Genomic DNA, 25903 nt, shown 5'->3' with positions numbered 1-25903 from the left:
TCCAGACTCAATCGAAACCGAGGAACTCGAACAGGTCGCGGTCCTTCATGGGGATCGCCTCGCAGGGCTCGCCCCCGGCCCAGAGCGTCTCGGCGAGCCGCATGTACTCGGCGGTCACGGCGTCGAGCTCGGGCGAGGACTCCATCTCGAACAGGGTCGACTTCTTGAGCCGCGAGCGCCGGACCACGTCGAGGTCGGGGAAGTGGGCGAGGCGCTTCAGGCCGACCGCGTCGTTGAACCGGTCGATCTCGTCGGTCTTGGCCGAGCGGTTGGCGATGACGCCGCCGAGCCGCACGCCGTAGTTCTTGGACTTGGCGTGGATCGCCGCGACGATCCGGTTCATCGCGAAGATCGAGTCGAAGTCGTTGGCGGTGACGATCAGCGCCCGGTCGGCGTGCTGGAGCGGCGAGGCGAAGCCGCCGCAGACCACGTCGCCGAGCACGTCGAAGACGACGACGTCGGTGTCCTCCAGGAGGTGGTGCTCCTTGAGGAGCTTCACGGTCTGGCCGACCACGTAGCCGCCGCAGCCGGTGCCGGCGGGCGGGCCGCCGGCCTCGACGCACATGACGCCGTTGTAGCCCTCGACCACGAAATCCTCGACCCGCAGCTCCTCCGAGTGGAAGTTCACCGCCTCCAGGGCGTCGATCACCGTGGGGGCGAGGCGCTTGGTCAGCGTGAAGGTCGAGTCGTGCTTCGGGTCGCAGCCGATCTGCAGCACCCGCTTGCCGAGCTTCGAGAAGGCCACCGACAGATTCGACGAGGTGGTCGACTTGCCGATCCCGCCCTTGCCGTAGACCGCGAAGACCTTGGCGGTCTCGATCTTCAGGTCGGGGTCGAGGGCGACCTGAAGGCTTCCCTCCTCCTTCCGGGCGACGACGGGATTGCGGATCGCGATGTTCATGCGGCCACTCCTGCGGTGACGCCTTCCAGACGGTCCTCCAGCTCCTCCTCGGCCCGGTCGAGGGCGTCGCGCATCTCTGCGTCGGGGGTCCAGAAGCCGCGGCGGTGCGCCTCGATCAGCCTTTGGGCGACCTTGGCGGAGGCGGTGGGGTTCAAGGCGGCCATGCGCTCGCGCATGTCCTTGTCGAGGACGTAGGTCTCGGTGATCCGCTCGTAGATCCAGGGCTGGACCGCGTTGGCGGTGGCCGACCAGCCGACCGTGTTGGTGAGATGCGTCTCGATCTGGCGGACGCCCTCGTAGCCGTGGCCGAGCAGGCCCTCGTACCATTTCGGGTTGAGCATCCGGGTGCGCGTCTCCAGCGCCACCTGCTCCTCCAGGGAGCGGACGCGCCCCTCCCCGCGGGTCTGGTCGCTGATGTAGATCGGCACCGACTCGCCCTTGGCCCGGGCCACCGCCCGGCCCATGCCGCCGAGCCCGTCGAAGTAGTGATCGACGGAGGTGACGCCGACCTCGACCGAGTCGAGGTTCTGGTAGGCCATGTCGACGGAGGCCAGCACCGCCTGCATCAGGGCGCGCTGCGGCGCCGGGCGGCCGGTGCGGCCATACGCAAAACTCTTGCGGCGCGAGAAGGTCTCACACAGTTCCGCGTCGTCGTCCCAGTTCCCCGAATCGACGAGGTGGTTGACGTTGGCCCCGTAGGCGCCCTCGGCGTTGGAGAAGACCCGGAGCGCCGCCGTCTCCAGGTCGCAGCCCTGCTCGGCCTGGATGGCGAGGGCGTGCTTGCGGACGTAGTTCTGCTCCAGGGGCTCGTCGGCGGTGGCGGCGAGGTACGAGGCTTCTGCCAGGAGCTTCGTCTGCAGGGGCAGGAGATCGCGGAAGATGCCGGAGAGGGTGACCACCGCGTCGATGCGCGGGCGGCCGAGGGTCTCCAGCGGGATCAACTCGGCGCCGCTCAGGCGGCCGTAGCCGTCGAAGCGGGGTGCCGCGCCGATCAGCGCGAGCGCCTGGGCGATCGGGCCGCCCTCGCTCTTGAGGTTGTCGGTGCCCCACAGGACCAGCGCGACGCTCTCCGGGCAGGGCTTTCCGTCGGCGGCGAAGCGCTCGAGGATCCGGGCGACCTGCCGGGCGCCGTCCGCCACCGCGAAGGCCGAGGGCAGGCGGTAGGGGTCGAAGCCGTGGAGGTTGCGGCCGGTCGGCAGCACGGCCGGGTTGCGCAGGATGTCGCCGCCCGCCACCGGCGGCACGAAGCGGCCGTCGAGCGCCCGCAGCAGCGCCGGCACTTCATGGTCGCGGGACAGCAGCCGGTCGGTCTCGGCGAGGTTCTTGAGTATCTCGCGGTTGGTCTCGTCGGCGGAGAAGCCGGAGGCCTTCAGCACCGCCTCGATGCCCCGGCCGGCGACGAGCGCTTCGATGCCGGCCCGCTCCGGCTTCACGCCATGCGCCGACTCGGCGAGCGCCAGGAGCAGATCGACCCGCTCCTCTTCCGGCGTCCCCTGCCCGACCACGTGCAGCCCGTGCGGGATCAGGGTCTGCTCCAGCTCCTGCAGCGCGGTCCAGAGGCCCGAGACCCGCGCCTCCAGATCGCCGCTCCAGCCCGGATCGGCCGCCACGAGGTCGACCGCCGCGCCCTGGTCCTGGATCAGGCGGGCCAGGGTCTCGCGCTCGCCCGCCGCCTCGGGGCCGAGGCCGCGCCAGCGCTCGATCGAGCTCTTCAGGTCGATCAGCCCACGGTAGAGCCCGGCAGCCGCGAGGCTCGGGGTGAGGTAGCTCACCAGCGTCGCCGCCGAGCGGCGCTTGGCGAGCGTCCCTTCGGACGGGTTGTTGGCCGCGTAGAGGTAGACGTTGGGCAGCGCCCCGATCAGACGCTCCGGCCAGCAGGATTCGGACAGGCCGGTCTGCTTGCCGGGCATGAATTCGAGCGCCCCGTGGGTGCCGAAATGCAGCACGGCGTCGGCGGAAAAATCCTCGCGCAGGTAGCGGTAGAAGGCCGAGAACGCGTGGGTCGGCGCGAAGCCGCGCTCGAACAGCAGCCGCATCGGATCGCCCTCGTAGCCGAAGGCCGGCTGGACCCCGACGAAGACGTTGCCGAATTGCGCGCCGAGGACAAAGATCTCGGCGCCGTTGGTCTGGTGGCGGCCGGGCGCCGGGCCCCACTGGGCCTCGATCTCGGCGAGGTAGGGCTCGCGGCGCAGATGATCCTCGGCCGGGATGCGGGCGTGGACGTTGGCCTGGGTGCCGTAGCGTTTGGTATTGCCCTCCAAGATCGCCGCGCGCAGGGCATCGACGTCTTCCGGGATCTCGACCGTGTAGCCGTCCGCCGCCAAGCCCTTCAGGGTGTTGAGCAGCGAGGCGTAGACCGACAGGAACGCGGCCGTGCCGGTGGCGCCGGCATTGGGCGGGAAGTTGAACAGCACCACGGCGAGCTTCCGCTCGGCCTGCGCCGTCCGGCGGAGCGACACGAGCTGCGCGACCCGCTCGGCGAGGCGGGCCGCCCGCTCGGGATGGACCCGCATGTCCCGGGCGTTGTCGCTGCCGGAAGCGGAGGACCGTCCGCCGAACACCATCGGGGCGGTGGCGCCGTCGAGTTCGGGGATCGCGACCATCATGGTCGCCTCGACCGGCGACAGGCCGCGGTCGCCTGCCTCCCACTGCTCCAGGGTCTGAAATTCCAGTGCCTGGGCGGCAAGGTAGGGCACGTCGAGGCGGGCCAGCATCGACTCGGCCGCGGCGGCGTCGTTGTAGGCGGGGCCGCCGACCAGGGAGAAGCCGGTGAGCGAGACCAGCGCGTCGATGCAGGCGCGACCGTCCTTCATGAAGAAGGAATCCACCGCCGGGCGGTTGTCGAGGCCGCTGGCGAAGGCCGGCACGACGTCGAGGCCCTGCGCCTCCAGGGCGGCGATCACCCCGTCGTAATGGGCGGTGTTGCCGGCGAGCACGTAGCTGCGCATCACCAAGAGGCCGACGCGGCCCTTCGCGCCCGTGAGGCGGGGCAGCCGCGACGGGTCGGCGCCGATCCGGCCGGGCAGGCGCGGGTGGTAAAGGCCGGTCTCGGGGTAGTCGAGGGGTGCGGGCGCCGCCGGGCCGTCACGCCAGGCGGCCCGCTCGCCGGCTGCGTAGCGGTGCACGAGGAAACGCACCAGCGCGGCGACGTTCTCGTCCGAGCCCGCGAGCCAGTATTGCAGGGTGAGGAAATAGGCGCGCACGTCCTGGGCCGAGCCCGGGATGAAGCGCAGGATCTTCGGCAGCTTGCGCACCAGGGCCATCTGCCGTCCGGCATTGCCCTGCTGGCCCGGCTTGCCGCGCAGCTTCTTGAGGAAGTCGAGGGCGCTGCGCTTGGTGCCGCTCATGTCGAAGCGGCCGAGCTTCGTGGTCTTCACCACCTCGCCGGCCGAGAGGCAGCCGACCATCGCGTCGCAGGCGTCGCGCCGCGCCGCCAGCGCCGGCAGGATCGCCCGCACGTGCTCGTCCATGAACAGCATGGCCGAGAGCACGATGTCGGCCTGCGCGATGTCGGCCCGGCAGGCCTCCAGGGTCGCGGGGTCGTTGTCCCATTCGGCCGCCGCGTGGAAGCCCAGAACCAGCCCGGGCATCTCGGTCCGGAGGCGCAGGCGCGCCCGTTCCACCGCGCTCGCCAAGTGATTGTCGAGCGTGACGATGACGATGCGGATCGGCGGCCTATCGGCCGAAATGCGCTTTGGCATCGTAGAGGGTCTCGACGGTGATGAGCGGCAGATGCCGCTCCCGGGCGAAGGTCTCGGTGTTGGTGCGCGCCTTGCCCCGCACGAAGAACGGGATCTTCTTGAGTTCCTTCTCGGCCTCGGGCGACCACGCTGCGGCCCGGTCCAGAAGAATCGGAACGGGCGCCGGCGTCGGAGGGGTGTCGGCCGGCGCCCGTTCCGCGGCCTCGAACGCCCCGTCCGCCGGAGTCCCGTAGGACTTGCCGCCGAGATGCGAGGGGCCGACGCCGTCGTGGAATTCGGGATCCTCCCGGAACATGCCGAGGAGGTGCTCTTCGAGGCCCATCATCAGCGGATGGACCAGGGTGTCGAACAGGACGTTGGCGCCCTCGAACCCCATCTGCGGGGCGTAGCGGGCCGGGAAGTCCTGGACGTGCACCGGCGCGGAGATCACCGCGCAGGGGATGCCGAGCCGCTTCGCGACGTGGCGCTCCATCTGGGTGCCAAGCACCAGTTCCGGCGCGGCCGCGCGGATCGCCGCCTCGACGTCGAGGTAATCGTCGGTGATCAGCGCCTCGATACCGTGCTCGGCGGCCTCGGCGCGGACCTCGCGGGCGAATTCGCGGCCGTAGGTGCCCAGTCCCACGACGGTGAAGCCGAGTTCCTTGGCGGCGACCCGGGCGATGCCGATGGCGTGGGTCGCGTCGCCGAACACGAAGACGCGCTTGGCCGTGAGATACGTCGAATCGACCGAGCGGGAGTACCAGGGCAGCCGCGAGCCGGGGCCGTCGAGCACGGGCGCCGGGTCGATCCCGGCGAGGGCTGCCACATCCTCGATGAACCTTCGGGTGCCGCCGACGCCGATCGGGACGGTCTGCGTGAACGGCTGCCCGAAACTCTTCTTCAGGTAGTCCGCGGCCGACCGGGCGGTCTCGGGGTAGAGCACGACGTTGAAATCGGCCTCCCGGAGCCGGCCGAGATCGGCGGGCGTGGCCCCCAGCGGCGCCACGACATTCACGGCGATGCCGAGCGAATCGAGCAGCCGGCGGATCTCGATCAGGTCGTCCCGGTGGCGGAAGCCCAGCGCCGTCGGTCCCAGGATGTTGCAGAGCGGACGCTGCCCGGGTTCCCGCGCCGGATGCGGGGCGGGCGGACCGGCGAGCGCCCGGACGAGGCGGTAGAAGGTCTCCGACGCGCCCCAGTTCTCCTTCTTCTGGTAGGCGGGCAATTCCAGCGGGATCACCGGGATCGGCAGGTCGAGCGCCTTGGCGAGGCCGCCCGGATCGTCCTGGATCAGCTCGGCGGTGCAGGAGGCGCCGACGATCATCGCCTGGGGCTGAAACCGCGCGTGGGCGGCCGAGACCGCCTGCTTGAACAGCTCGGCGGTGTCGCGGCCGAGATCCTGGGCGCGGAAGGTCGTGTAGGTGACGGGCGGGCGGGCGTCCCGCCGCTCGATCATCGTGAACAGCAGGTCGGCGTAGGTGTCGCCCTGCGGCGCGTGCAGCACGTAGTGCAGCCCGGACATCGCCGTGGCGACGCGCATCGCGCCGATGTGAGGAGGTCCCTCGTAGGTCCAGAGCGTGAGCTGCATGGCGCTACACCTCCAGCAGGGCGCGGCGGCGGAGCGGGCGCACGAACAGCTCGGCGAGGTCGCCGGCCTGCTCGTAGCCCTGCACGGGCGTGAACAGCAGCTCGATCGACCATTTGGTCGACAGCCCCTCCGCCTCCAGCGGATTGGCGAGGCCGAGGCCGCAGACCGTGAGATCCGGCCGTTCCGCCCGGCAGCGGTCCATCTGGTCGTCGAGGCTCTGGCCCTCCGTCACCCGCGTGCCCGCGGGCAGCAGCTCGATCTCGGCGGCGAGATGCCCTCGGTGCAGGTACGGCGTCCCGACCTCCACGAGGTCCGCGCCGAGCTCCCGGGCGAGGAAGCGGGCGAGCGGAACCTCCAGCTGCGAATCGGGGAAGAAGAACACGCGCTTGCCGCCGAGCCTCTCGCGGTGGGGCGCCAGCGCGGTCTCGGCGCGGGCGCGGCCCGGCGCGGTCGCGGCCTCGAAGGTTGCGTCGGAGACGCCGAAGGTCTCGGCGGCCGCCCGCAGCCAGCTGGTCGTGCCCTCGGCGCCGAGCGGGAAGGGCGCAGGCAGCCGGCGGGCACCGCGCTCTTCGAGGGCGCGTGCCGTGTCGGTCAGGAAAGGCTGGGCCAGCAGGTATCGCGTCTTGCGTCCGATGGCCGGCATCGCGTTGGCCCGGCGAGCGGGCAGGAACCGGACATCCGCGATCCCCATCGCGGAAAACATCCGCAGGAACTGGTCCTCGACCACGTCGGCCAGCGCGCCGACCACGAGGAGCGACGGCGCCGCCGCATCCGCCTCGCGGGGCAGGTCCGGCACCAGGGCCGCGAGGCAGGCATCCTCGCCCTGCGTGAACGTGGTCTCGATGCCGGAGCCCGAATAATTCAGCACCCGGACCGGATTCAGGCGGCTCGACAGGCGCTGCGCCGCCCGGGACAGGTCGAGCTTGATCACCTCCGACGGGCATGAGCCCACGAGGAACAGGAGCTTGATGTCCGGCCGGCGCTCGATCAGCCGGGTCACCACCCGGTCGAGCTCCTCGTTGGCGTCGGCGAGGCCGGCGAGGTCGCGCTCGTCGATGATCGCCGTGGCGAAGCGCGGCTCGGCGAAGATCATCACGCCGGCGGCGGACTGGATCAGGTGCGCGCAGGTGCGCGAGCCGACCACCAGGAAGAAGGCATCCTGGATCTTCCGGTGCAGCCAGACGATGCCGGTCAGCCCGCAGAACACGGCCCGCTGACCCTGCTCCTGGCGGAGCTCGATGCCGCCGCAGGGTGGCTGATGAACCAAGGGAGCGTTCACGGCAGCGCCTCCGCGAGGCGCGGCGCGCGACTTCCGGCACTCTCCATGCGCGCGGCCCGGAGCTTCAGGAGGAACTGGGCCGCGTTGATCACGTAGGTCGCGTAGGCCGCCAGCGCGAGGAGCAGCAGCGCCTGACCCCTGAGCGCGCCCGTGGCGAGGGCCGCGAGGTAGGCGGTGTGGAGAGCCAGCACCAGCATGCTGACCACGTCCTCCCAGAAGAAGGCAGGCGCGAAGAGCCACCGCCCGAACACGACCTTCTCCCAGATCGAGCCGGTGACCATGATCGCGTAGAGGGCCAGGGTCTTCACGACGACCGAGATCTCGGCCGCGCGCAGGCCGTCGTCGGTGGCCAGGGCGCGCAGCACCAGGACGAGGCTCACCAGGAAGATCGCGAACTGGAGGGGCGCCAGCACTCCCTGGACCACGGTCCAGAGCGACGAATCGCGCCGGCGCCGTTCGGCGGGCGTGTAGAGCGGTCGTGCCGGCCGGTCCTCGGGACCCATGCATCCGCTCCCTGGTCGTCGGCGGCGCCTCAGGCTCCGTCGTTGACAGAGGCTAGGGCGGGGGTCCGGGAAGTGTCAAGTGCGCTTGACGCTTTCACGACATGACAGTGGCAGGGATATTTTTTCTTCGAATAAGATCATTGCCAAGATCGTCAGGAAGCGTATCGTCGGCCGTGGCGGCAGAGATTGCTGCCGTTCGGCTTGTCAGACTCAGGAACTGACGGACACGAAGAATAGACGGGCGAGCAACGCCACACCGAGCGCGCGAGCGGATCCGCCGGCCCTTCCGGGACGGGGCCGTCTCAGGGAGGATGCCGATGGGAAACTGGAGGCATTTCGGTGGCCGTCTGGATCACGGTCCGTCCGCGGCCGGCTGCAGCCCCGTGAGCGACGGGCTCCCCGTGTTCCGCGACGCGGCCCTCGGCTGGCCCGACCTGCACCGGCCCGTGCCCGACGCGCTCGCCAAGGTCGTCGAGGCGGAGATCCTGCCCCGCCTGATGCTGGCCCACCGGCCCGCCGGCCGCGCCGTCCCGGCGGACCGGGCGCCGAGCGCGCGGGAGATCGCCGACTTCAGCGCCCTGCTCCTGGCCTCCGGCCCGGTCGACCTCGACGCCCGCGTGGACGCCCTGCGCGACGGCGGCCTGCCGCTCCCGCGCCTGCTCCTCGACCTGCTCGCCCCGGCCGCCCGGCACCTCGGCGCCCTCTGGGAGGAGGATGCCTGCGACTTCCTGGCGGTGACCGAGGCCCTCGGGCGGCTCCACACCGTGAGCCGCCGCCTCTGCGCCGAGCTGGAGAGCGAATCGGTCCCGGCCAACGGGCGCAGCGTCCTGCTGCTGCCCTGCCCGGGCGAGACCCACGTCTTCGGCCTGTCGCTGGTCGCGAGCTTCTTCCGGGAGGCCGGCTGGGACGTGACCACCGCGGTGCCCGGGCCGGGGGTCGACCCCCTGGACCTGCTCCGGTCCGACTGGTTCGACGTGGTCGGCCTGTCGCTCTCCTGCGACGTCCTGCTGCCGGTCCTGACGGCGACGGTGGCGGAGGTGCGCCGCGATTCGCGCAACCGGGACGTCCGGGTGCTGGTCGGCGGCCCCTTCTTCGCGCGCCACGGCGGCGAGGCGGGGATCGTCGGGGCGGATGCCTGCGCGTCGGACGCGTGCCTCGCGCCCGCCGCGGCCGAAGCTTTGCTGGACAGACAGGCACTGGCCTGCTGAAAGGGCCTCAAACCGACTTTCACATTGCGGTGACCGTGACCCCTCAGCCCCGCCCCTCCCCGCAGTCGCCGCCCGCGGCCCTGCAGCAGGTGGCCGGCCTCCTCCAGGGTGAGGCGGTCGGGCGCATCGTCGCGGCGTCCGCGGACCTCTCCTTGGTGATCGACGCGGACGGGGTGATTCGGGACGCCACGGTCGGCGCCGACCTCGCGGCCGAGACCGTGGCGGGCTGGCTGGGCCGGCGCTGGATCGACACCGTCACGGTGGAGAGCCGCCCGAAGGTCGACGCCCTGCTGCGGGACGCCGGGGCCGACGGCATCACCCGCTGGCGCCAGGTGAACCACCCCTCGCCCGACGGCGCCGACCTGCCGATCCGCTACGCGTCGATCCGGCCCTCGGAGGGCGGCCCGATCCTCGTGCTCGGGCGCGACATGCGGGCGGTGGCCGCCCTGCAGCGCCGGCTGGTGGAGACCCAGCAGGCCCTGGAGCGGGACTACGACCGGCTCCGCGCCGCCGAGACCCGCTACCGGCTCCTGTTCCAGATCTCCGGCGAGCCGGTGCTGGTGGTCGATGCCGGCACGCGCCGGGTGGCCGAGGCCAACCCGGCCGCGGCGCGCCTCCTCGGGCGCCCGGCCAAGCGCATCGCCGGGCAGGACGCCGTCGAGCTGTTCGACCCCGCCAGCACCCGGGCCCTGGAGGCGCAGTTCGCCGCCCTGCGGGCGACCGGGCAGGCGAGCGAGATCCGGGCGGCGCTGCAGCACGGGCGCGGGGAGGTCACGGTCTCGGCCTCGCTGTTCCGGGGCGAGGGCGGCGCGAGCGCGCTGCTGCAGCTGGTCGCCGACCCGGCGACGGCGGCGCCCGGGCCCGACCAGGAGGCGCCCACCGCCGCGGTGATCGAGGCGATGCCGGAGGGCTTCGTGGTCACCGATTCGGCGCGGCGGATCCTCATGGCCAACGCCGCCTTCCTGGAGCTGGCGCAGCTCGCCACGGTGGGCCAGGCCCGCGGGCGCACCCTCGACCACTGGCTCGGCCGCGACGAGACCGAGGCGCAGGCGCTGTTCGCGACCCTCGTCGACCACGGCGCCGTGCGCCGCTTCGCCACCGTCGTCCGCGGCGCCTACGGCGGCATGGAGGACGTGGAGGTCGCCGCCGTGTCGGTGGCCGGCGCCCGCCCCTGCCTGGGCTTCGCCATCCGGTCGGGCCCGCGGCGGATCGCCGAAGGGCGCCCCGGGGTCGGGCGGGAGGTGCCCCGCTCGGTGGAGCAGATGACCGAGCTGGTCGGCCGGGTCTCGATGAAGACCCTGGTGCGCGAGACGACCGACCTGATCGAGAAGCTCTGCATCGAGGCGGCGCTGCGGATCACCCGGGACAACCGGGCCTCGGCGGCCGAGATGCTCGGCCTGAGCCGGCAGGGCCTCTACGCCAAGATGCGGCGCTACGGCGTCGGCGACCTGGACGGCCCGGTCGAGGACATCTGAGGATCCGGGCGCGGCCTCCGGGCGCGGCGGGACCCGTCCCATCCAATCCCATCCCATCCCATCCTTTCCCATCCCCCGAAGGTGCGCGCGGCGGGGCCCGCTGGACCCCCTCGGATCCCGGCACCGAAGGCCTCGAAGATCCTGGAATCGTCCTCGCGGACGGGGGGCGCCGGGAGCGCCCGGGGCGCCGCCGGAGCGCCGGAAAGCGCCCGCGCGGGCGGTCCCGCCGGCACGGTTTTTCGGTGTTCCGGATAATGTATTTCTGGTCCGCCGCTGTATTTATTCGACAAACGTCGCGCACATGCTGGCGCGCGGTGTAAATCTGGCTTGACACCCCGCCGGGCGCCGGTAGCCTCCCGTCATGACCGCTACGCCCGCCCCGAGCGCAGTCATCGAGCTGCTGAAGCCGCTCACGTGGTTCGCGCCGATGTGGGCCTTCGCCTGCGGGGTGATCTCCTCGGGCCAGCCGGCCAGCGGCCAGTGGCCGGTGATCGCCGCCGGCATCCTGCTGGCCGGCCCGCTGGTCTGCGCCACCAGCCAGGCCGCCAACGACTGGTTCGACCGCCACGTCGACGCGATCAACGAGCCGAACCGGCCGATCCCCTCCGGGCGGATCCCGGGCCGCTGGGGGCTCTACCTCGCGCTCGCCTGGACGGCGCTGTCGCTGGCGGTGGCCGCCGCGCTCGGGCCCTGGATCCTCGGGGCCGCGCTGTTCGGGCTGGTCCTGGCCTGGATCTACTCGGCGCCGCCGGTGCGGCTGAAGCGGAACGGCTGGTGGGGCAACGCCGCGGTGGCGCTCTGCTACGAGGGGCTGCCCTGGTTCACCGGCGCCGCCGTCATGGCCGCCGCCCTGCCCGACCGGCGGGTGCTCCTGGTGGCGCTGCTCTACGCGGCCGGGGCCCACGGCATCATGACCCTCAACGACTTCAAGTCCGTGGAGGGCGACCGCCGGATGGGGCTGCTGTCGCTGCCGGTGCAGATGGGCTCCGAGCGCGCCGCGCGCTTCGCCTGCCTGGTCATGGCCCTGCCGCAGGTGGCGGTGATCGCGCTCCTCGTCGGCTGGGAGCGCTACTGGCACGCCGGCCTCGTCGCCGCGCTGCTCGCCGGGCAGTTCGCCCTGATGGCCCGGTTCCTGGAGAATCCCCGGGAGCGGGCGATCTGGTACAACGGCACCGGCACCACCCTCTACGTCCTCGGCATGCTGGTCTCGGCCTTCGCGCTGCGCCCGCTGGTGGGAGGGGCGTGATGGCACCGGACCCCGGCACGGGCCTCGGCTGGCCCCAGATCGTCCGCCTCGGCCTCGTCCAGACCGCGCTGGGCAGCGTCGTCGTGCTGATGACCGCCACCCTCAACCGGGTCATGGTGGTGGAATTGGCGCTGCCCGCCCTCGTGCCGGGCCTGCTGGTCGCCCTGCACTACGCCGTGCAGGTCCTGCGCCCGCGCTGGGGCTACGGCTCCGACCGCAGCGGCCGGCGCACCCCCTGGATCGTCGGCGGTATGGCGGCCCTCTGCCTCGGCGGGTTCGGCGCCGCCTGCGGCACCGCGCTGGCGGCCGAGAGCCTCGCCCTGGGGCTGGCGCTCGCCGCCCTCTCGTTCCTGTGCGTCGGCATGGGCGTCGGCGCGGCCGGGACCTCCCTCCTCGTCCTGCTCTCGGGCGGCGTCGCGCCGGCCCGGCGGGGCGCGGCCGCCACCGTCGTCTGGGTGATGATGATCGTCGGCTTCGCCGTCACGGCGCCGCTCGCCGGGCACTTCCTCGACCCGTTCTCCGGCCCGCGCCTCGTGGCGGTGTCGGGCACGGTCTCGCTCGTCGCCTTCTGCGTGGCGGCGCTCGCGGTCGCCGGCGTCGAGCGCCGCCTGCCGGTCCGGGCGCCCGAGCCCGCGGAGGCGCGCCGCCCGTTCTTCACCGTGCTGGCCCACGTGCTGGCCGACCCCGTGAGCCGGACCTTCACGATCTTCGTCTTCGTGTCGATGCTGGCCTACAGCGCCCAGGAGCTGATCCTGGAGCCCTATGCCGGCCTCGTCTTCGCGATGAGCCCCGGCGCCACCACCAAGCTCGCCGGCCTCCAGCACGGCGGCGTGCTCGCCGGCATGCTGCTGGTGGCGGCGGTGACGCTCCTCGCCCGCGGCACCGTCCTCGCCTCCCTGCGGCTCTGGATCGGGATCGGCTGCGCCGGCTCGGCCGCCGCCCTCTTCGCCCTGGCGAGCGGCGCGGCGGCGGGATCGGACTTCCCCCTGCGCGCGACGGTCTTCGCCCTCGGGGTGGCCAACGGCGCCTACGCGGTCGCCGCCATCGGCTCGATGATGGCGCTCGCCGGCCGCGGCGACGCGCGGGAGCGCGGCACCCGCATGGGCGTCTGGGGCGCCGCGCAGGGCGTCGCCTTCGGGGCCGGCGGCTTCCTCGGGGCCGTGGCGGTCGACGCCGTCCGGCTGGTCACCGCCGAACCCGTCCAGGCCTACGCGGCGGTCTTCGCCGCGGAAGGGCTGCTGTTCCTCGTCGCGGTCGTCCTGGCGGCGCGGCTCGAACCCGCTCCGGCACCGGACACGGTGCCGCTCGATCCTGCCTTCAGCGCGAGGTGAGGCCATGGCTCGGTTGGACGATGGCGGCCCCGGCCGCGACAGCTACGACGTCGTCGTGGTCGGCGGCGGGCCGGCCGGCGCCACGGCGGCGACCGACCTCGCCCGGGCCGGCCACGCGGTGCTGCTCCTCGACAAGCCCGGCCGGATCAAGCCCTGCGGCGGCGCGATCCCGCCCCGGCTGATCCGGGACTTCGCGATCCCGGACGCGCTCCTGGTGGCGAAGATCCGGTCCGCCCGGATGGTGGCGCCGAGCGGCAAGGCCGTCGACATGCCGGTGGGCGAGGGCTTCGTCGGCATGGTCGACCGCGAGCACTTCGACCCGTGGCTGCGCGAGCGGGCCGCGGCGGCCGGCGCCGACCTGCGCGCGGCGGCCTACGACCGGATCACCCGGCCCGACGACGGGCCGCCGCTGGTCCACTTCACCACCGGCGCGGGGGCCGGCCTCGCCCGCCACGCCGTCCGGGCCCGCCTCGTCCTCGGCGCCGACGGCGCCTGCTCGCCGGTCGGCCGCGCGGAGGTGCCGGGCCACGCCAGGATGCGGCAGGTCTTCGCCTATCACGAGATCCTGCGGGTCCCGGAGGCCGGCGCCCCCGGGGCCGGGTCGGTCGACGCCACCCGCTGCGACGTCTACTACCAGGGCCGCCACTCGCCGGACTTCTACAGCTGGATCTTCCCCCACGGGGACACGCTGAGCATCGGCACCGGCAGCGCGCGGAAGGGGTTCTCGCTGCGCTCCTCGATCCGGGCCCTGCGCGCCGCCACCGGCCTCGACCACGCCGAGACCGTCCGCCGCGAGGGGGCGCCGCTGCCGCTGAAGCCCCTGAAGCGCTGGGACAACGGCCGGGACGTGCTGCTCGCGGGCGACGCCGCGGGCGTCGTCGCGCCGGCCTCCGGCGAGGGGATCTACTACGCGATGCTCGGCGGCCGGCTGTCGGCCGAGGCCGCCACAGCCTTCCTGCGGACCGGCGACGCGCGCGCCCTCGCGGGCGCGCGCAAGCAGTTCATGAAGCTGCACGGGCGCGTGTTCTGGATCCTCGGGATGATGCAGTGGGTCTGGTACCGCAGCGACGGCCTGCGCGAGCGCTTCGTCTCGATCTGCCGGGACAAGGACGTCCAGCAGCTCACCTGGGACAGCTACATGAACAAGGAGCTGGTCCGCGCGAAGCCGGCCGCCCACGCGCGGATCTTCTTCAAGGACCTCGCGCACCTGTTCCGCTGGGTCTCGCCGTGAGCCTCGCCGCCGCCGATCTGGGACCGCCCGCGGTGGCGGCGGTCGCCGCCGTGCTGGTGGCCGTGGCCGGCGGCCTCGCGACCACGACGGACACGTGGTACCGGCGCCTGCGGGTCCCGGCCTGGAAGCCGCCGGACTGGGCCTTCGGGCCGGTCTGGGCAGTGATCTTCGCGCTCACCACCACCGCCGGCGTGCTGGCCTGGAACGGCGACGCCGACCCCGTCGCCCGGGGCGTCCTGCTGGCCGCCTACGCGGTGAACGGGGTGCTCAACATCGCCTGGAGCGTGCTGTTCTTCCGGTTCCGCCGGCCCGACTGGGCGCTGGCCGAGGTCGCGGTCCTGTGGCTGTCCATCGCCGTGCTGGTGCTGGTGACCGGCCGGGTCTCGGGCGCGGCGGCGCTCATGAACCTGCCCTACCTCGCCTGGGTCAGCGTCGCCGCCTGCCTGAACCTGCGGATCGTCCGCCTCAACGGGCCGTTCGCGGAGCCCGCCTGATGGGGGCGCTCCTCGACCCGGTCCTCGGCCCCGCCTTCGCGTCGGGCCGGATCGTCGACGGGATCCTGCTGCTCGTCGCCCTGGAGGCGCTCGCCCTCGCGTGGCTCGCCCGCCGGGGCGGCCCGCCGCTGCCGTCCCTGCTGGCCAACCTCGCCTCCGGCGCCGCGCTGATGCTGGCCCTGCGGGCGGCGCTCGTGGGGGCCGGCTGGGTCGCGGTCGCCGGGTGGATGCTCGCCGGGCTCGTCGCCCATCTCGCCGACCTCGGCCTGCGGGTCCGGGCGGCCACGGCACAACGCCGCAGCGCGGCGCCGGCCGGAACAACGCCCGCGACGGCCGCGTTCACGCGCGTCACAAGTTTCAAACAGCTCTAAAATCGGGATGGGAGACGCGGCATGCAGCGCACGAGAGCCCTCTCCTCCGGCCGCGCGGCCCCGACGCGGCTGGCCCCGATGCGGGCCGCCCCCTTCCTCGCGGGCCTGCTCCTGGCCGCGCCGGCGCTGGCGCAGGACGGCTCGGCCGACCAGATCGAGCGCGGCAAGTACCTCGTGACGATGGGCGACTGCGCGGCCTGCCACACGGCGCCGGGCGGCAAGTACCTCGCCGGCAACTACGCGCTGAACATGCCCTTCGGCGTGATCATGACCCCCAACCTCACCCCCGACAAGGAGACGGGCCTCGGCAACTGGAGCTACGCCGACTTCGATCAGGCGTTCCGGCACGGCTACAGCAAGAACGTCGGCTACCTGTACCCGGCCTTCCCGTTCGCGTGGTTCACCAAGGTCACCGACGAGGACACCAAGGCGATCTGGGCCTATCTCCAGTCGGTCCCGGCCGTGAACGAGAAGCGGAAGGAGAGCCAGATCCCGTTCCCGTTCAGCGTCCGCACGGCGCTGGTGACGTGGCGGACGGCCTTTTTCACCGAGGAGCGCTTCAAGCCCGACCCGAAGGCCAGCGCCGAGGTGAACCGCGGCGGCTACCTCGTGGAGGGGCTCGGCCACTGCGCCATGTGCCACAACGAGAACAAGCTCGTCGGCAACTCGAGCTTCGCGGGCCGGTTCGGCGGCGGCGTGATCGACGGCTGGTACGCCCCCAACATCACCCCGGACGGCCACCAGGGCATCGGCGCCTGGACCGACGAGCAGGTGGTTACCTACCTCAAGACCGGCACCGCCCCGGGCGACCGGCCGGGCGTCGCCGCCGGGCCGATGCGTCAGACCATCATGGAATCCCTCTCCAAGGTGAAGGAGGAGGACCTGAAGGCCATGGTGGCGTACCTGCGCACCGTGCCGGCCAAGCAGACCTACAAGCCGAAGGACCTCACGGCCTTCGACACGCCCGACGCGCCCGGCGCCTCCACCTACCTGACCTACTGCTCCTCCTGCCACCAGCCCGACGGCAAGGGCATCGAGGGCGCGGTCCCGGCGCTCGCCGGCAACACCTCGGTCCAGTCCGAGGGCCCCGAGACGGTGCTGCGGGTGATCTACGGCGGGCTCGGCGCCCAGAGCGGGCTCGCCCCGATGGTGGCGATCGGCCAGCAGATGACCGACGTCGAGGTGAAGAACGTCACCGACTACATCCGCAATTCCTGGGGCAACAAGGCGCCGGTCGTGACCGGCGAGAAGGCCTCGGAGGCGCGCGCCGCCACCAAGACCATGCTGGCCGGCACGGCGCCCTGCGCGGAGATCGAGCAGGACAAGCTCAAGGCCGCCTTCGACAAGATCGGGCTGCAGGCGAGCCTGAAGGGCCTGAAGCAGCAGGACTTCGTCCCGACCCTCGCCCGGCTGGTGCAGCAGGTGAAGGCGGAGCCGACCGGGGTCACCGACGACGACATCGTCAACGGCCTGACCACGGCCTTCTGCAAGGTCGACCGCGACGACCCGCAATACGGCAACCCGAGCTGGCCCGCGGTGATCGGCACCTTCGCGAACGTCGCCTACAGCCAGGTGAAGCACCCGGAGAAGCAGGCCGCCAACGTCCCCTCGGCCACCACGCCGCCGGCGAAGAACTGAGGCGCCGCCCCGCGGCCCCGGACTGCCGGGGTCTTCGGGGCCGGTTCGGGGTCAGATCGGGCGGAACGGATAAAACCGTGTTTCGTTGGAGCCGGGACGTGCCGACCTCACGCCCGGAGTCCCCGTGTCCAGCCTCGTCCGCATCCTGCTCGCGATCTTCTTCCCGCCGATCGCCGTGCTCGTCACCACGGGCTTCGGCCTTCAGTTCCTGCTGAACATCCTGCTGTGGATCCTGGGCTGGCTGCCCGGCACGGTCCACGCCCTGTGGCTGATGAACCGCGACCGGCCGCTGGTCTGAACCGTCAGGGCTTCCGGCCCTCGGGCTCGCCCTTCCGGAGGGCGGGCTTCTCCGCCTTCGCGTCGGCCTTCGACTCACCCTTGCCCTCGACCTTCGCGGTCTTCACCGCGTGGGCCCTGGCGGCCTTCGGCGCGACCGTCTCGGCGGCGTGGGCGACCTTCGCCGGCTCCGGCGCCGCCGCGGGCACGACCGCGGCGGCGACCGCCGGGGCCGCGGGCGCCGCCGGGGCCGGCTTGTCCTTGGCGAAGAGCTGGCCGAACAGCTTCTGGTAGCTGCTCGCATCGCCGTCCGCGTCCGCCACCGCGATGCGGGCGGGCTTGTCGGGCAGGGCCGCCGTGGTCTCGACCTGCGCGCCGGGATCGGCGCGGTTCGCCATGAGCGTCGTGGGCGTCGTGGGCGCCGCTGGCTCCCGCCCGTGCCCCTTGCCGCCGGCCTTCGCGGCGCGGGTCGCGGCCGCCGGCTCGGCGCCGGCCAGCATCGTGGGCTGGCCCTTCGGCGCGAGCTCGATCTCCTGCGGGCCGGCCGCCAGGGTCTCGGGTCGGCTCACGTCGCCGAGATTGTGACGGCCGTACTCCTTGGCGTCGTAGGGCAGGACCGTCTCGGTGCCGCCGAGGCTCGCGAAGGCGCTGGCGTTCTGCGGGCGGAAGACCGGGTTCTGGCCGCCGTCCTGGTAGACGACCCGCACCGCCGGCGTGCCCTTGGCGACGAGGTCGGCGACCGCGTGCGTGTCGCGCGCGCTCTTCTCCGCGACCAGCGGGTCGACACGGGGCTTGCACGAGCCGGCGGCCGCGTCGGCCCCGCCGAACACGTACTTGGTCCCGCACTGGCCGATCTTCGGCTCCTCGTGCAGGGCCTCGAAATAGTCGGACCCCTCCTTGAGGTTCTGCCAGAAGGCGATGTTCGGGTCGTTGCGGAACTTGGCCATGTTCTCGGCCGTCATCCGGAACGGGTAGGACTGGAACTGGAAGCTGCGCTGGCCGCCGATGAACGCGTCGCGGGCGACGGCGTAGATCTCCGCGATGGTGGCGTCGGTCATGGCGAAGCAGCCCGCCGACGAGCAGGTGCCGTGCACCATCAGGTACTTGCCGGTGCGCCCGTTGGCCCGGTCGACGGCGTTCGGGAAGCCCGTGTCGAACGAGAGGTAGTACGACGAGTTCGGGTTCATCAGGCCCGGGGTGATCGTGTAGAAGCCCTCGGGCGCCTGCCGGTCGCCCTCGCGGGTCTTCGGCCCGAGCTGGCCGGACCAGCGGCAGATCGGGTAGGTCTTCAGGAGGGCGTAGCGGCCGTCGCTCCCCCGCTTCCAGATCTCCATCTCCGCCTCCTTCTTGAAGGTGCGGATCAGGATCGGGTCGGAGGGCTGCATCCCCTTGGACTGCATCAACGCGACGGTCTGGGGGGCGATCGGCGCGAGGCTGCGCGCGCTCGGGCCGTTGATCCCGGAACCGTCCTGGCAGGCGGCGAGCGACAGGGCCAGCAGGGACGCCGCCGCCAGCAGTCGCGCGGTCGCGAGACGCGCCGTCATGGGGAACCTCGATCGTCTTACGCGCGCCCGCGGGCCTTGCTGGCCGCGTCGGGTGCCACTCCCCAACCCAATAGGCTCGTTAAGCTTGCGCCTTCCTTACCGCAAGGACCCGGCTGCAACACTGGATTGTTCTCCGGTGTGGAGAGCCGGCGGATGCGCGCTATCCACAGCGCGCCGCGTCGGGGTCGCGGGACGGCGCCGTTCGAGCCGCAGGGCCGCGCGGCGATCCATGCTGTGCTCGTGCGCGGTCCCGCCCGCGGTCCGGCCTGCCGGCCCGGTGCGCGGACCGGTGGACTCCCTGGCGGAGCGGACGCGTGCGACCGCGCCGGGCGCCCAACTTTGAGCTGCTTGCCTCGGCGGGATGAAGGCGCCACGTTCGCGGAGGCTGCCATCCGGATTCGGCCGATCGACCCGGACGGCTCGAACACGCGAACGTCGCCCATGACGGCCCTCTCGCTCGACACGCACGCCCTCGTCCGTCGCCTGCGGGCGACCGGCCTGTCCGAGGATCAGGCCGAGGCGATCACCGCGGCGATCCGCGAGAGTCGGGATTCCGATCTGACGAACCTCGTCACCAAGACCGATCTGGCCGAAGCGAAGTTCGACATCATGAAATGGGTGATCGGCTCGATCGGCTTCCAGACGATCGTCATCGTCGGCGCGATCGTTGCCCTGTCGCGCGCCGCGCATTGACGGCCGCCCCGGGAGCCGACCGGCCGCCGCCCCGCAACGTCGCCCCCGGGCGCCCGCTCAGGCGAACAGCGCCGGCCGCCGCGCCGCCTCGGCGCGGATGATCGCCACCAGCGCCGCGTCGTCGGCCGGGTCGGCGAGCCGCAGGCCGACCGGCTCCGAGGGCGTCTGCACGGTGAGCCAGCGCAGGGTGGGCCGGAAGTCGAGCGCCTCGACCACCGCCATGCGCGGGTGCCCGGTCTCGAGCTGCACGAAGGTCAGGTGGTTGCAGCTGGCGCGCTGCCCGAGCAGGTCGTCGATCGCCTCGACCACGTCGCGGGGCGTGTGCAGATGGGTCATCATCCAGAGGCGGTTGTCGGTGCCCTGCGTGTCGAGGGCCCGGCGCAGCCGGCGCACGCCCTCGGTGAGGAAGGCGTAATCCGCCTCGCTCGTCGCCGGGTCGTGGTGGTTGAACACGCACTCGAGGCCGTGCCGCTCCCGGTAGAGCCGGTGGCGCCCCCGCCAGATGCCGGGGCCGCGCCGCTCGGCCTCCGGGATGCTCTCCAGCTGGCCCCGATCGACGAGCGCCGCGAAGTCGTCGGCGAGGCAGTCCCGGGCCATGCCGGGCATGGAGAAGATCCAGTCGAGGGGCCCCGACCACTGACGCAGGTCGAGCGTCTTGAGGACGTGCGCCATCTGGCAATTGCAGCCCAGGGAGACGTGGTTGTGCCGGCCCGGCTCCCGCGCGTCGCGCCGGCCGAGCAGCCGGCCGAGCGCGCCGAACAGGCCCCCCGTCGCCCCGGGCTCGCTCACAGGGTCCGGCCGATCGCCAGGAACTTCTCGGCGCGCCGGTCGCGGACCTCGACGGGCGAGAGGCCGTCGAACTGCGCGAGGGCGTCGGCGATGGCGTCGCCCGCGGCCCGGATCGCCGCCTCGCGGTCGCGGTGCGCCCCGCCGGTGGCCTCCGGGATGATCGCGTCGATGACGCCGAGCCGCAGCAGGTCCTGGGCGGTGATCTTCATGGCGGTCGCGGCGTCCGACGCGCGGCCCTGGTCGCGCCACAGGATCGAGGCGGCGCCCTCCGGCGAGATCACCCCGTAGATCGCGTGCTCCAGCATCAGCACCCGGTTGGCGGTGGCGAGCGCGATCGCGCCGCCCGAGCCGCCCTCCCCGATCACCACGGCGACGTTGGGCACGCCGAGCGCGAGGCAGGCCTCTGTCGAGCGGGCGATGGCCTCGGCCTGGCCGCGCTCCTCCGCCTCGATGCCCGGATAGGCGCCGGCGGTGTCCACGAAGGCGAGGACCGGCAGACCGAACCGGTCGGCGGTCTCCATGAGCCGGACCGCCTTGCGGTAGCCCTCGGGCCGGGCCATCCCGAAATTGTGGCGCAGCCGCGCCTCGGTCGTGGCGCCCTTCTCCTGGCCGAGCACCAGGACCGGCCGGCCGCGGAACCGGCCGAACCCGCCCAGGATCGCCTCGTCCTCGCCGAAGCTGCGGTCGCCGGCCAGCGGCGTGAACTCGGTGATGAGCCCGTCGCGGTAGTCCACGAAGTGCGGCCGCTGCGGGTGGCGGGCCACCTGGGTCTTCTGCCAGGGGGTCAGATTCGCGTAGATCTCGGCGAGCGCCTGGCCGGCCTTGGCCTCGAGCCGGCCGACCTCCTCGGCGATGGAGACCGCGCCGTCGCGCGCGCTCACGGCGCGCAGCTCCTCGAGCTTGGCCTCCAGCTCGGCCACCGGCTTCTCGAAGTCGAGGTAGGTGCGCGTCACCGCCATCGTATCACAGGTCTTCCCGGGGTCCGCCGCGCGAGAGGCGGCGGGCGCGAGGTGTTGGCGATGGCGGGGATGGTGTCAACCGGCGGCGTGGCGGAAGCGCCCCGGGTCCGGGCCGGTGAGGGCCGCGTCAGGCCGCGTCCAGCGCCTCCCGGGCGATCCGGCGGCAATGCTCCAGGTAGCCGCGCTGGTGCGCGCCCATCAGGTCGGTGACCACCGACCAGAGCCAGCCGGGGGCGTCGGGGCCCGGGCCCGGCGCCCGCACGGCGTCGATCCAGGCCCGGCGGTCGGCCGCGCCCATCTGGCGGCCGTGGGCGCGGCCCAGGATGGCGGCGAGGTGCCGGGAGACGCGGACCGCCTCGCCGCGGGAGAACTGCTCGGCGTCGATCTTGAGATCCTGCGGCAGCAGCTCGCGGACCGTGACGGGCGTGCCGCCGATGTGGCCGGCGACCATCCGGTCGCCGAGGTTGGGCGACAGCGCCCGCGCCCCCGCGACGACCCGCGCGGCGTGGTCGGGCGGCACCGCGATCCCGGCGGCGGCCGGCGCGAGGTGCGGCACCGCCTCCTTGACGTCGAGCAGGGCGAGGTTCGGGCGGTCGCCGCCCAGCACCTCCACCAGGGCGGCGTAGCGCAGGCGCCCGAGGGAGCTGCAGCCCTTGATCCAGTAGGCGGCGTCGAGCAGCCGGATCTCGGCGTCGTCGGCCGCGCTGCCGAGCGCCAGGACGAGGCGGCGGATCTCCGGATCGCGGATCAGCGCCGTCAGCGCGTCCTGCTCGTCGGCGTCGAGGTCGAAGAACCGGCTGCCCCGCGGGAGCCGGGCGGCCTTGCCCTTCAGGCGCTCGCGCGAGAGGTGGCGCCAGCGCCGGCCGAGCGCCCGCCGCTTCGTCGTGACGACGATCTCGGACGGGTCGACGCCCCGCTCGGCCCCCTCGGGATCGGCGATCCCGTCGGCGTAGCCGTCCGCCATGGCGTCCATCATCCGGGCGGTGACGATGCCCGGCAGGGTCGCGTTGAGCGCCGCGGTGACCAGGGAGAGCGCGAGCCGGACGAGGTCGAAGGCCGGGTTCGCCACCACGGTCTGGTCGAGGTCGCGGATCTGGATGTCGATCCCGCCGTCCGGGCCGGCGAGCGCGCCGAGATTGCCGAGATGCGCGTCGCCGCAGATCCAGACGGGCGGCCCCTCGGGCAGGGTGCCGGCCGGCATCCCGGCGAGCAGCTCGTAGAACCGCGCCGTGCTGCCGCGGACGTAGGCGTGCGGCGAGGACGCGATCTTGCACAGGCGGCGGTGGTTCAGCACGCTCGCGTCGCGGCCGGATCGTGCCGGTACCTGCATGTCCATGGGTTCGGTCCCGCGCGCCGCTCCGCCGGCCTCGACGGGCCGGCCGAATCCGATAACACGGCGAGGCCGGCCTTTTCATCCGCGCGCGCGGGCGCGCGTATTGACGCGGGGACGCCTGTCAGGCCGTCGGTCAGGCCGCCTGCGACTCGACCCGGTTCCGGCCCGCCGCCTTGGCCCGGTAGAGGGCGAGGTCGGCCCGGCGGAGCATGTCGGCGGGGCCGAGATCCTCGCCGCGGCGCACGGCGACGCCGATCGAGACCGTCACCGACACGGTCCGGGTCGCCCCCTGCACGGTGAACGGCACCGCCTCGACGCGCTCGCGGATGCGCTCGGCGATGCCCTGCGCCTCGACGAGGCCCGCCTCCGGCAGGATCACCACTACCTCCTCGCCGCCGTAGCGCGCCACGATGTCGATCGGCCGCGTGTGCTGGCGGACCCGCTCGGCGAAGCCGCGCAGCACCTCGTCGCCGGCCTCGTGGCCGAAGCTGTCGTTGATCCCCTTGAAGTGGTCGATGTCGAGGATCAGCGCGGCGAGGCTCGCCCGGCGGGCGGCCTCGTCGCCGAACAGGGTGCCGAGGTGGCTGTCGAGGTAGCGCCGGTTGTGCAGGCCGGTGAGCGCGTCGGTCACGGCCATCTGCAGGGAGGCCTGCATCGCCCCCCGGAGCGCGTCGGTGAAGCGCTTGCGCTTCACCTGGGTGCGGACCCGGGCCATCAGCTCGTTGCGGTCGACCGGCCGCATCAGGAAGTCGTGCACGCCGAAATCGAGGCCGCGGACCACCCGGGCGCGGTCGTACTCCTCGGCGAGCATAATCAGCGGCATCGCCCGGGTCCGGTCGAGGGACCGGAGCTGGCTGCACAAGCGCAGGCCGTCGAAGCCGGTGAGGTCGAGGCTCACGAGGGCGAGGTCGAAGGACTCCTCGGCGGCGAGGCGGAGGGCCTCCTGCGGGTCGGGCTCGACCGTGACCACGTGGTGCTGGCGCAGGGCCCCGGCGAGGCGCTCGGCCGAGCCGGGCCGGTCCTCGATCAGCAGGATCCGGGCGTCGAGGCCGGTCTCGGCGGTCGCGAGCGCCAGGGGATCGCCGATCCCGAACTCCCGGGAGGCGAGCGCGCGCTGGCGCAGCTCGTCCGTCACGGCCTTGAGTCGCACGAGGCTGCGCACCCGGGTGAACAGGGCGGTGTCGTCCACCGGCTTGGTCAGGAAGTCGTCGGCCCCGGCGTCGAGGCCGCGCAGGCGGTCCGCGGGCTGGTCGAGGGCCGTGACCATCACCACCGGGATGTGGGCCGTGAGCGGGTTGTTCTTGAGGTGCCGGCAGACCTCGAACCCGTCCATGCCGGGCATCATCACGTCGAGCAGGACGAGGTCGCAGAGGCCCTTCTCGCAGATCGCGATCGCGTCCCGGCCGTTCATGGCCGCGAGCGTGTCGAAATATTCCAGGCCGAGCTTCGTCTCCAGAAGCCTGACGTTCGGGAACAGATCGTCGACGATCAGGACACGGGCCGACATGGTTCCTCGTGCGGGCGCGGGTGAGCGGCCCGGACCGGGCGCCGTGTGCCGTGGGGGCGCGCCGCCGGTCGGCCGCCGGGGCCGGGGCGGACACGACGGGACGGACGGTTGAACCGGTCACCCGGCCCGGCGCGGCCGGGGGTCCGGTTCAACGGCACGCCTCGCCGGCGTCAACGCGGTTCAAGATAGGCCCGAACCGTTGCCAAAAACTTCGCGACCGAGATCGGCTTCGACAGGTAGGCCTCGCAGCCGCCCTCGCGGATCCGCTCCTCGTCGCCCTTCATGGCGAAAGCCGTGATGGCGATCACCGGGATGCTCTTGAGGTCGTCGTCCTCCTTGAGCCACTTCGTCACCTCGAGGCCGGAGACCTCGGGGAGCTGGATGTCCATGAGGATCAGGTCGGGGTGATGGGCGCGCGCCAGCTCGATCGCCTCGATGCCGTGGGCGGTCTTGAGCGTCGCGTAGCCGTTCGCCTCCAGGAGATCGTTGAACAGCTTCATGTTCAACTCGTTGTCCTCGACGATCAGCACCGTCTTCTTCATGATCCGTTGTCCCGGTGCGCGCCGATCATGATTAGCGGGCCGTGAAGCCCCTCCGTCACCTTTGTAGCGTTCACATGTTGATGAATGGCAAACCTCTTCAAGGGCATGAGTCGGCCGAACGGCTCGCCCTGGACGTTCTGTTGTGGATCGCTGGGGACGACGACCGTCTCCTGCCCTTCCTGGCGGCGAGCGGCCTGAGCCCCGACACGCTCCGCGCGAGCGCCCGGGAGCCGGCCTTCCTGGTCGGCGTCCTCGACCACGTGATGGGCGACGAGAACGTGCTGGTCGCCTGCGCGAACGGCCTCGGGATCAAGCCGGAGCGGATCGCCGCGGCCTGGCAGGCGCTCTCGCCGCGGCCGGACGACGCATGGGCGTGAGGCGGGGCCTCAGGGCGTGCAGCCCTTGCCCGCCTCCCTGTCGGCCCGCCCCGCCTTGGCATCGATGTCGAGGGCGGTCATGTCGCCCAGGATGGCGAAGTCGCCGTAATCGAGCTTGAGCGCGCCGCTGACGCCGTTCTCGTAGAGGTCGAAGCCGAGGGTGTAGATCGGCGTCCGCTCCCCGGCGCCCTCGGTGTAGTAGCTGAGGCGGACCGGCCAGCGCGGCATGGTGGCCAGCGACCCGTCGCGCAGGGGCTTGTCGCGGGTCGAGCCGGAGGCCGGGGCCGGGCCGGTCGCGGCGTGGCCGATCACCGCGAAGGTGTCGTAGACCTTCCGGCCGTCGTCCGAGCCGTCGAAGACCTTGACCGCGAGGGTCGACTGGCCGGCCCGTGCCGCCTCGATCAGGCGGCGCATGTGCTCGCTCGGGAACAGGACCGGCCCCTCCACGGTGAACGGCTTGGGGCCGCCCTTCACCTTCACCGTGAGGGCGTCGCCCTGCTCGGAGGCGGTCCCGTCCACGGGGGCGGCGGGCTTGTTGTTGGTGAGCGTCGTCGTCTTGAACCGGAACTCGCGCCCCTGCCCGCCCTCGAAGGTGGTGCTGCGCATGTCGGACAGGCGCGCGCCGGTCTCGCCGGAGGACAGCTCCGTCACTTGCCGGGTCTGCATCGTGTAGCCGCGGCAGGCGTCGCCCCGGAAGTCGATGACGATGCGCCCGCGGGCGCTCTCCACCGAGCGGGTGCCGCCGCCCTCGGCTAGCGACAGGTCGTAGACCGCGCGGTGGTTGGCGAGCACGATCTCGGGCGCCGGCGGCTTGGCCTCCGGTTCGGGCGCGGCGGGCGGGGCCGCGCGGGTGGGCCCGGCGCAGACGAGAAGACCGGCCGTCAGCAGTGGGAAGAGGCGCAGGCGCATGGACAACCCCGGTTCGGTCCGCCGCAGAT

23 protein-coding genes are annotated in these 25903 nt (G+C 72.6%); 11 read left to right on the top strand and 12 right to left on the bottom strand.

The features are described from left to right. Positions 1-7 precede the first annotated feature (7 nt). From bchL to bchF, 5 genes are read right to left on the bottom strand one after another with little or no spacing between them, the layout of a single operon-like run. Positions 8-901 carry a ferredoxin:protochlorophyllide reductase (ATP-dependent) iron-sulfur ATP-binding protein gene (gene bchL / locus BM419_RS07715; protein WP_091926007.1) on the bottom strand — a complete coding sequence of 298 codons (894 nt, stop codon included), beginning with the start codon at positions 899-901 and terminating at the stop codon, positions 8-10. Next, complete coding sequence (locus BM419_RS07710; protein ID WP_091926005.1) at positions 898-4602, bottom strand: magnesium chelatase subunit H; 3705 nt, start codon at positions 4600-4602, stop codon at positions 898-900. The genes bchL and BM419_RS07710 overlap by 4 nt, the downstream gene beginning before the upstream one ends. Continuing rightward, positions 4577-6169 carry a ferredoxin:protochlorophyllide reductase (ATP-dependent) subunit B gene (gene bchB / locus BM419_RS07705; RefSeq protein WP_091926002.1) on the bottom strand — a complete coding sequence of 531 codons (1593 nt, stop codon included), beginning with the start codon at positions 6167-6169 and terminating at the stop codon, positions 4577-4579. Before bchB ends, BM419_RS07710 begins: the two co-directional genes overlap by 26 nt. A 4-nt stretch (positions 6170-6173) precedes the next feature. Beyond that, positions 6174-7448: a ferredoxin:protochlorophyllide reductase (ATP-dependent) subunit N gene (locus tag BM419_RS07700; RefSeq protein ID WP_091926000.1), complete on the bottom strand. Its 1275-nt coding sequence runs from the start codon at positions 7446-7448 to the stop codon at positions 6174-6176. Then, on the bottom strand, positions 7445-7951 hold the full coding sequence (gene bchF, locus BM419_RS07695; RefSeq protein WP_020095248.1) for a 2-vinyl bacteriochlorophyllide hydratase: 507 nt from the start codon (positions 7949-7951) through the stop codon (positions 7445-7447). The genes BM419_RS07700 and bchF overlap by 4 nt, the downstream gene beginning before the upstream one ends. Positions 7952-8268: 317 nt before the next feature. Here bchF and BM419_RS07690 point away from each other — a divergent pair, with 317 nt between their 5' ends. From BM419_RS07690 to BM419_RS07650, 9 genes are all read left to right on the top strand, one after another. Next, complete coding sequence (locus BM419_RS07690) at positions 8269-9159, top strand: cobalamin B12-binding domain-containing protein (RefSeq protein WP_091925998.1); 891 nt, start codon at positions 8269-8271, stop codon at positions 9157-9159. 29 nt (positions 9160-9188) lie between these two features. Next, positions 9189-10634 carry a transcriptional regulator PpsR gene (gene ppsR, locus BM419_RS07685; protein WP_091925996.1) on the top strand — a complete coding sequence of 482 codons (1446 nt, stop codon included), beginning with the start codon at positions 9189-9191 and terminating at the stop codon, positions 10632-10634. Positions 10635-10995: 361 nt separating this feature from the next. Further along, positions 10996-11880, top strand: coding sequence for a chlorophyll synthase ChlG (chlG, locus tag BM419_RS07680; RefSeq protein ID WP_091682495.1), 885 nt, complete (start codon positions 10996-10998; stop codon positions 11878-11880). After that, positions 11880-13211 carry a BCD family MFS transporter gene (locus tag BM419_RS07675; RefSeq protein ID WP_091682497.1) on the top strand — a complete coding sequence of 444 codons (1332 nt, stop codon included), beginning with the start codon at positions 11880-11882 and terminating at the stop codon, positions 13209-13211. The genes chlG and BM419_RS07675 overlap by 1 nt, the downstream gene beginning before the upstream one ends. 4 nt (positions 13212-13215) lie before the next feature. Continuing rightward, the gene (locus tag BM419_RS07670) at positions 13216-14442 is read left to right on the top strand and encodes a geranylgeranyl diphosphate reductase (RefSeq protein WP_091925994.1); all 1227 of its coding nucleotides are present in this window, start codon (positions 13216-13218) and stop codon (positions 14440-14442) included. Further along, positions 14439-14936, top strand: a complete 498-nt coding sequence (locus BM419_RS07665) for a TspO/MBR family protein (protein ID WP_091925992.1) — start codon at positions 14439-14441, stop codon at positions 14934-14936. The genes BM419_RS07670 and BM419_RS07665 overlap by 4 nt, the downstream gene beginning before the upstream one ends. Beyond that, the gene (locus tag BM419_RS07660) at positions 14936-15307 is read left to right on the top strand and encodes a hypothetical protein (RefSeq protein WP_020095241.1); all 372 of its coding nucleotides are present in this window, start codon (positions 14936-14938) and stop codon (positions 15305-15307) included. Before BM419_RS07665 ends, BM419_RS07660 begins: the two co-directional genes overlap by 1 nt. A gap of 78 nt (positions 15308-15385) precedes the next feature. Then, the gene (locus tag BM419_RS07655; RefSeq protein WP_244540721.1) at positions 15386-16945 is read left to right on the top strand and encodes a cytochrome c; all 1560 of its coding nucleotides are present in this window, start codon (positions 15386-15388) and stop codon (positions 16943-16945) included. Positions 16946-17069: 124 nt separating this feature from the next. Beyond that, entirely contained in the window at positions 17070-17243 is a 174-nt protein-coding gene (locus BM419_RS07650) for a YqaE/Pmp3 family membrane protein (protein ID WP_012318839.1), read from the top strand. A 4-nt stretch (positions 17244-17247) separates the two neighbouring features. Here the strand turns inward: BM419_RS07650 and BM419_RS07645 are convergent, their stop codons facing one another. Then, positions 17248-18765, bottom strand: a complete 1518-nt coding sequence (locus BM419_RS07645) for a L,D-transpeptidase family protein (protein WP_091925988.1) — start codon at positions 18763-18765, stop codon at positions 17248-17250. Positions 18766-19206: 441 nt separating this feature from the next. On the opposite strand from BM419_RS07645, the gene BM419_RS07640 reads away from it, so the two are divergent. Then, a complete protein-coding gene (locus BM419_RS07640; protein ID WP_020095238.1) occupies positions 19207-19458 on the top strand; it encodes a CCDC90 family protein in 252 nt (83 codons plus the stop codon). 57 nt (positions 19459-19515) lie between these two features. Here BM419_RS07640 and BM419_RS07635 read toward each other — a convergent pair whose 3' ends face one another. From BM419_RS07635 to BM419_RS07615, 5 genes are all read right to left on the bottom strand, one after another. Then, the gene (locus BM419_RS07635; protein WP_091925986.1) at positions 19516-20247 is read right to left on the bottom strand and encodes a DUF1796 family putative cysteine peptidase; all 732 of its coding nucleotides are present in this window, start codon (positions 20245-20247) and stop codon (positions 19516-19518) included. Next, entirely contained in the window at positions 20244-21206 is a 963-nt protein-coding gene (locus tag BM419_RS07630; protein ID WP_020095236.1) for an acetyl-CoA carboxylase carboxyltransferase subunit alpha, read from the bottom strand. The genes BM419_RS07635 and BM419_RS07630 overlap by 4 nt, the downstream gene beginning before the upstream one ends. Positions 21207-21333: 127 nt before the next feature. Further along, positions 21334-22542 carry a DUF2252 family protein gene (locus BM419_RS07625; protein WP_091925984.1) on the bottom strand — a complete coding sequence of 403 codons (1209 nt, stop codon included), beginning with the start codon at positions 22540-22542 and terminating at the stop codon, positions 21334-21336. A 130-nt stretch (positions 22543-22672) separates the two neighbouring features. Next, entirely contained in the window at positions 22673-24046 is a 1374-nt protein-coding gene (locus BM419_RS07620; protein ID WP_091682506.1) for a PleD family two-component system response regulator, read from the bottom strand. 170 nt (positions 24047-24216) lie between these two features. Beyond that, entirely contained in the window at positions 24217-24588 is a 372-nt protein-coding gene (locus tag BM419_RS07615) for a response regulator (RefSeq protein ID WP_007560977.1), read from the bottom strand. Between the two features lie 74 nt (positions 24589-24662). Here BM419_RS07615 and BM419_RS07610 point away from each other — a divergent pair, with 74 nt between their 5' ends. Continuing rightward, positions 24663-24965: a DUF3572 domain-containing protein gene (locus BM419_RS07610; RefSeq protein ID WP_307188484.1), complete on the top strand. Its 303-nt coding sequence runs from the start codon at positions 24663-24665 to the stop codon at positions 24963-24965. A gap of 9 nt (positions 24966-24974) precedes the next feature. Here BM419_RS07610 and BM419_RS07605 read toward each other — a convergent pair whose 3' ends face one another. Next, positions 24975-25874, bottom strand: coding sequence for a cell envelope integrity EipB family protein (locus BM419_RS07605; RefSeq protein ID WP_091925982.1), 900 nt, complete (start codon positions 25872-25874; stop codon positions 24975-24977). Positions 25875-25903: the final 29 nt, after the last annotated feature.

This window comes from Methylobacterium sp. yr668, from assembly GCF_900116245.1.
Taxonomy (GTDB): Bacteria; Pseudomonadota; Alphaproteobacteria; order Rhizobiales; family Beijerinckiaceae; genus Methylobacterium.
This window is presented reverse-complemented; position numbering and strand designations above follow the sequence as displayed.

Bases quoted from the DNA above. Each gene is read 5' to 3' on its own strand.
- bchL (WP_091926007.1), bottom strand. From the start codon at position 901: ATGAACATCGCGATCCGCAATCCCGTCGTCGCCCGGAAGGAGGAGGGA.
- BM419_RS07710 (WP_091926005.1), bottom strand. From the start codon at position 4,602: ATGCCAAAGCGCATTTCGGCCGATAGGCCGCCGATCCGCATCGTCATC.
- bchB (WP_091926002.1), bottom strand. From the start codon at position 6,169: ATGCAGCTCACGCTCTGGACCTACGAGGGACCTCCTCACATCGGCGCG.
- bchF (WP_020095248.1), bottom strand. From the start codon at position 7,951: ATGGGTCCCGAGGACCGGCCGGCACGACCGCTCTACACGCCCGCCGAA.
- BM419_RS07690 (WP_091925998.1), top strand. From the start codon at position 8,269: ATGGGAAACTGGAGGCATTTCGGTGGCCGTCTGGATCACGGTCCGTCC.
- chlG (WP_091682495.1), top strand. From the start codon at position 10,996: ATGACCGCTACGCCCGCCCCGAGCGCAGTCATCGAGCTGCTGAAGCCG.
- BM419_RS07675 (WP_091682497.1), top strand. From the start codon at position 11,880: ATGGCACCGGACCCCGGCACGGGCCTCGGCTGGCCCCAGATCGTCCGC.
- BM419_RS07670 (WP_091925994.1), top strand. From the start codon at position 13,216: ATGGCTCGGTTGGACGATGGCGGCCCCGGCCGCGACAGCTACGACGTC.
- BM419_RS07660 (WP_020095241.1), top strand. From the start codon at position 14,936: ATGGGGGCGCTCCTCGACCCGGTCCTCGGCCCCGCCTTCGCGTCGGGC.
- BM419_RS07655 (WP_244540721.1), top strand. From the start codon at position 15,386: ATGCGGGCCGCCCCCTTCCTCGCGGGCCTGCTCCTGGCCGCGCCGGCG.
- BM419_RS07645 (WP_091925988.1), bottom strand. From the start codon at position 18,765: ATGACGGCGCGTCTCGCGACCGCGCGACTGCTGGCGGCGGCGTCCCTG.
- BM419_RS07640 (WP_020095238.1), top strand. From the start codon at position 19,207: ATGACGGCCCTCTCGCTCGACACGCACGCCCTCGTCCGTCGCCTGCGG.
- BM419_RS07630 (WP_020095236.1), bottom strand. From the start codon at position 21,206: ATGGCGGTGACGCGCACCTACCTCGACTTCGAGAAGCCGGTGGCCGAG.
- BM419_RS07625 (WP_091925984.1), bottom strand. From the start codon at position 22,542: ATGGACATGCAGGTACCGGCACGATCCGGCCGCGACGCGAGCGTGCTG.
- BM419_RS07620 (WP_091682506.1), bottom strand. From the start codon at position 24,046: ATGTCGGCCCGTGTCCTGATCGTCGACGATCTGTTCCCGAACGTCAGG.
- BM419_RS07615 (WP_007560977.1), bottom strand. From the start codon at position 24,588: ATGAAGAAGACGGTGCTGATCGTCGAGGACAACGAGTTGAACATGAAG.
- BM419_RS07610 (WP_307188484.1), top strand. From the start codon at position 24,663: ATGTTGATGAATGGCAAACCTCTTCAAGGGCATGAGTCGGCCGAACGG.
- BM419_RS07605 (WP_091925982.1), bottom strand. From the start codon at position 25,874: ATGCGCCTGCGCCTCTTCCCACTGCTGACGGCCGGTCTTCTCGTCTGC.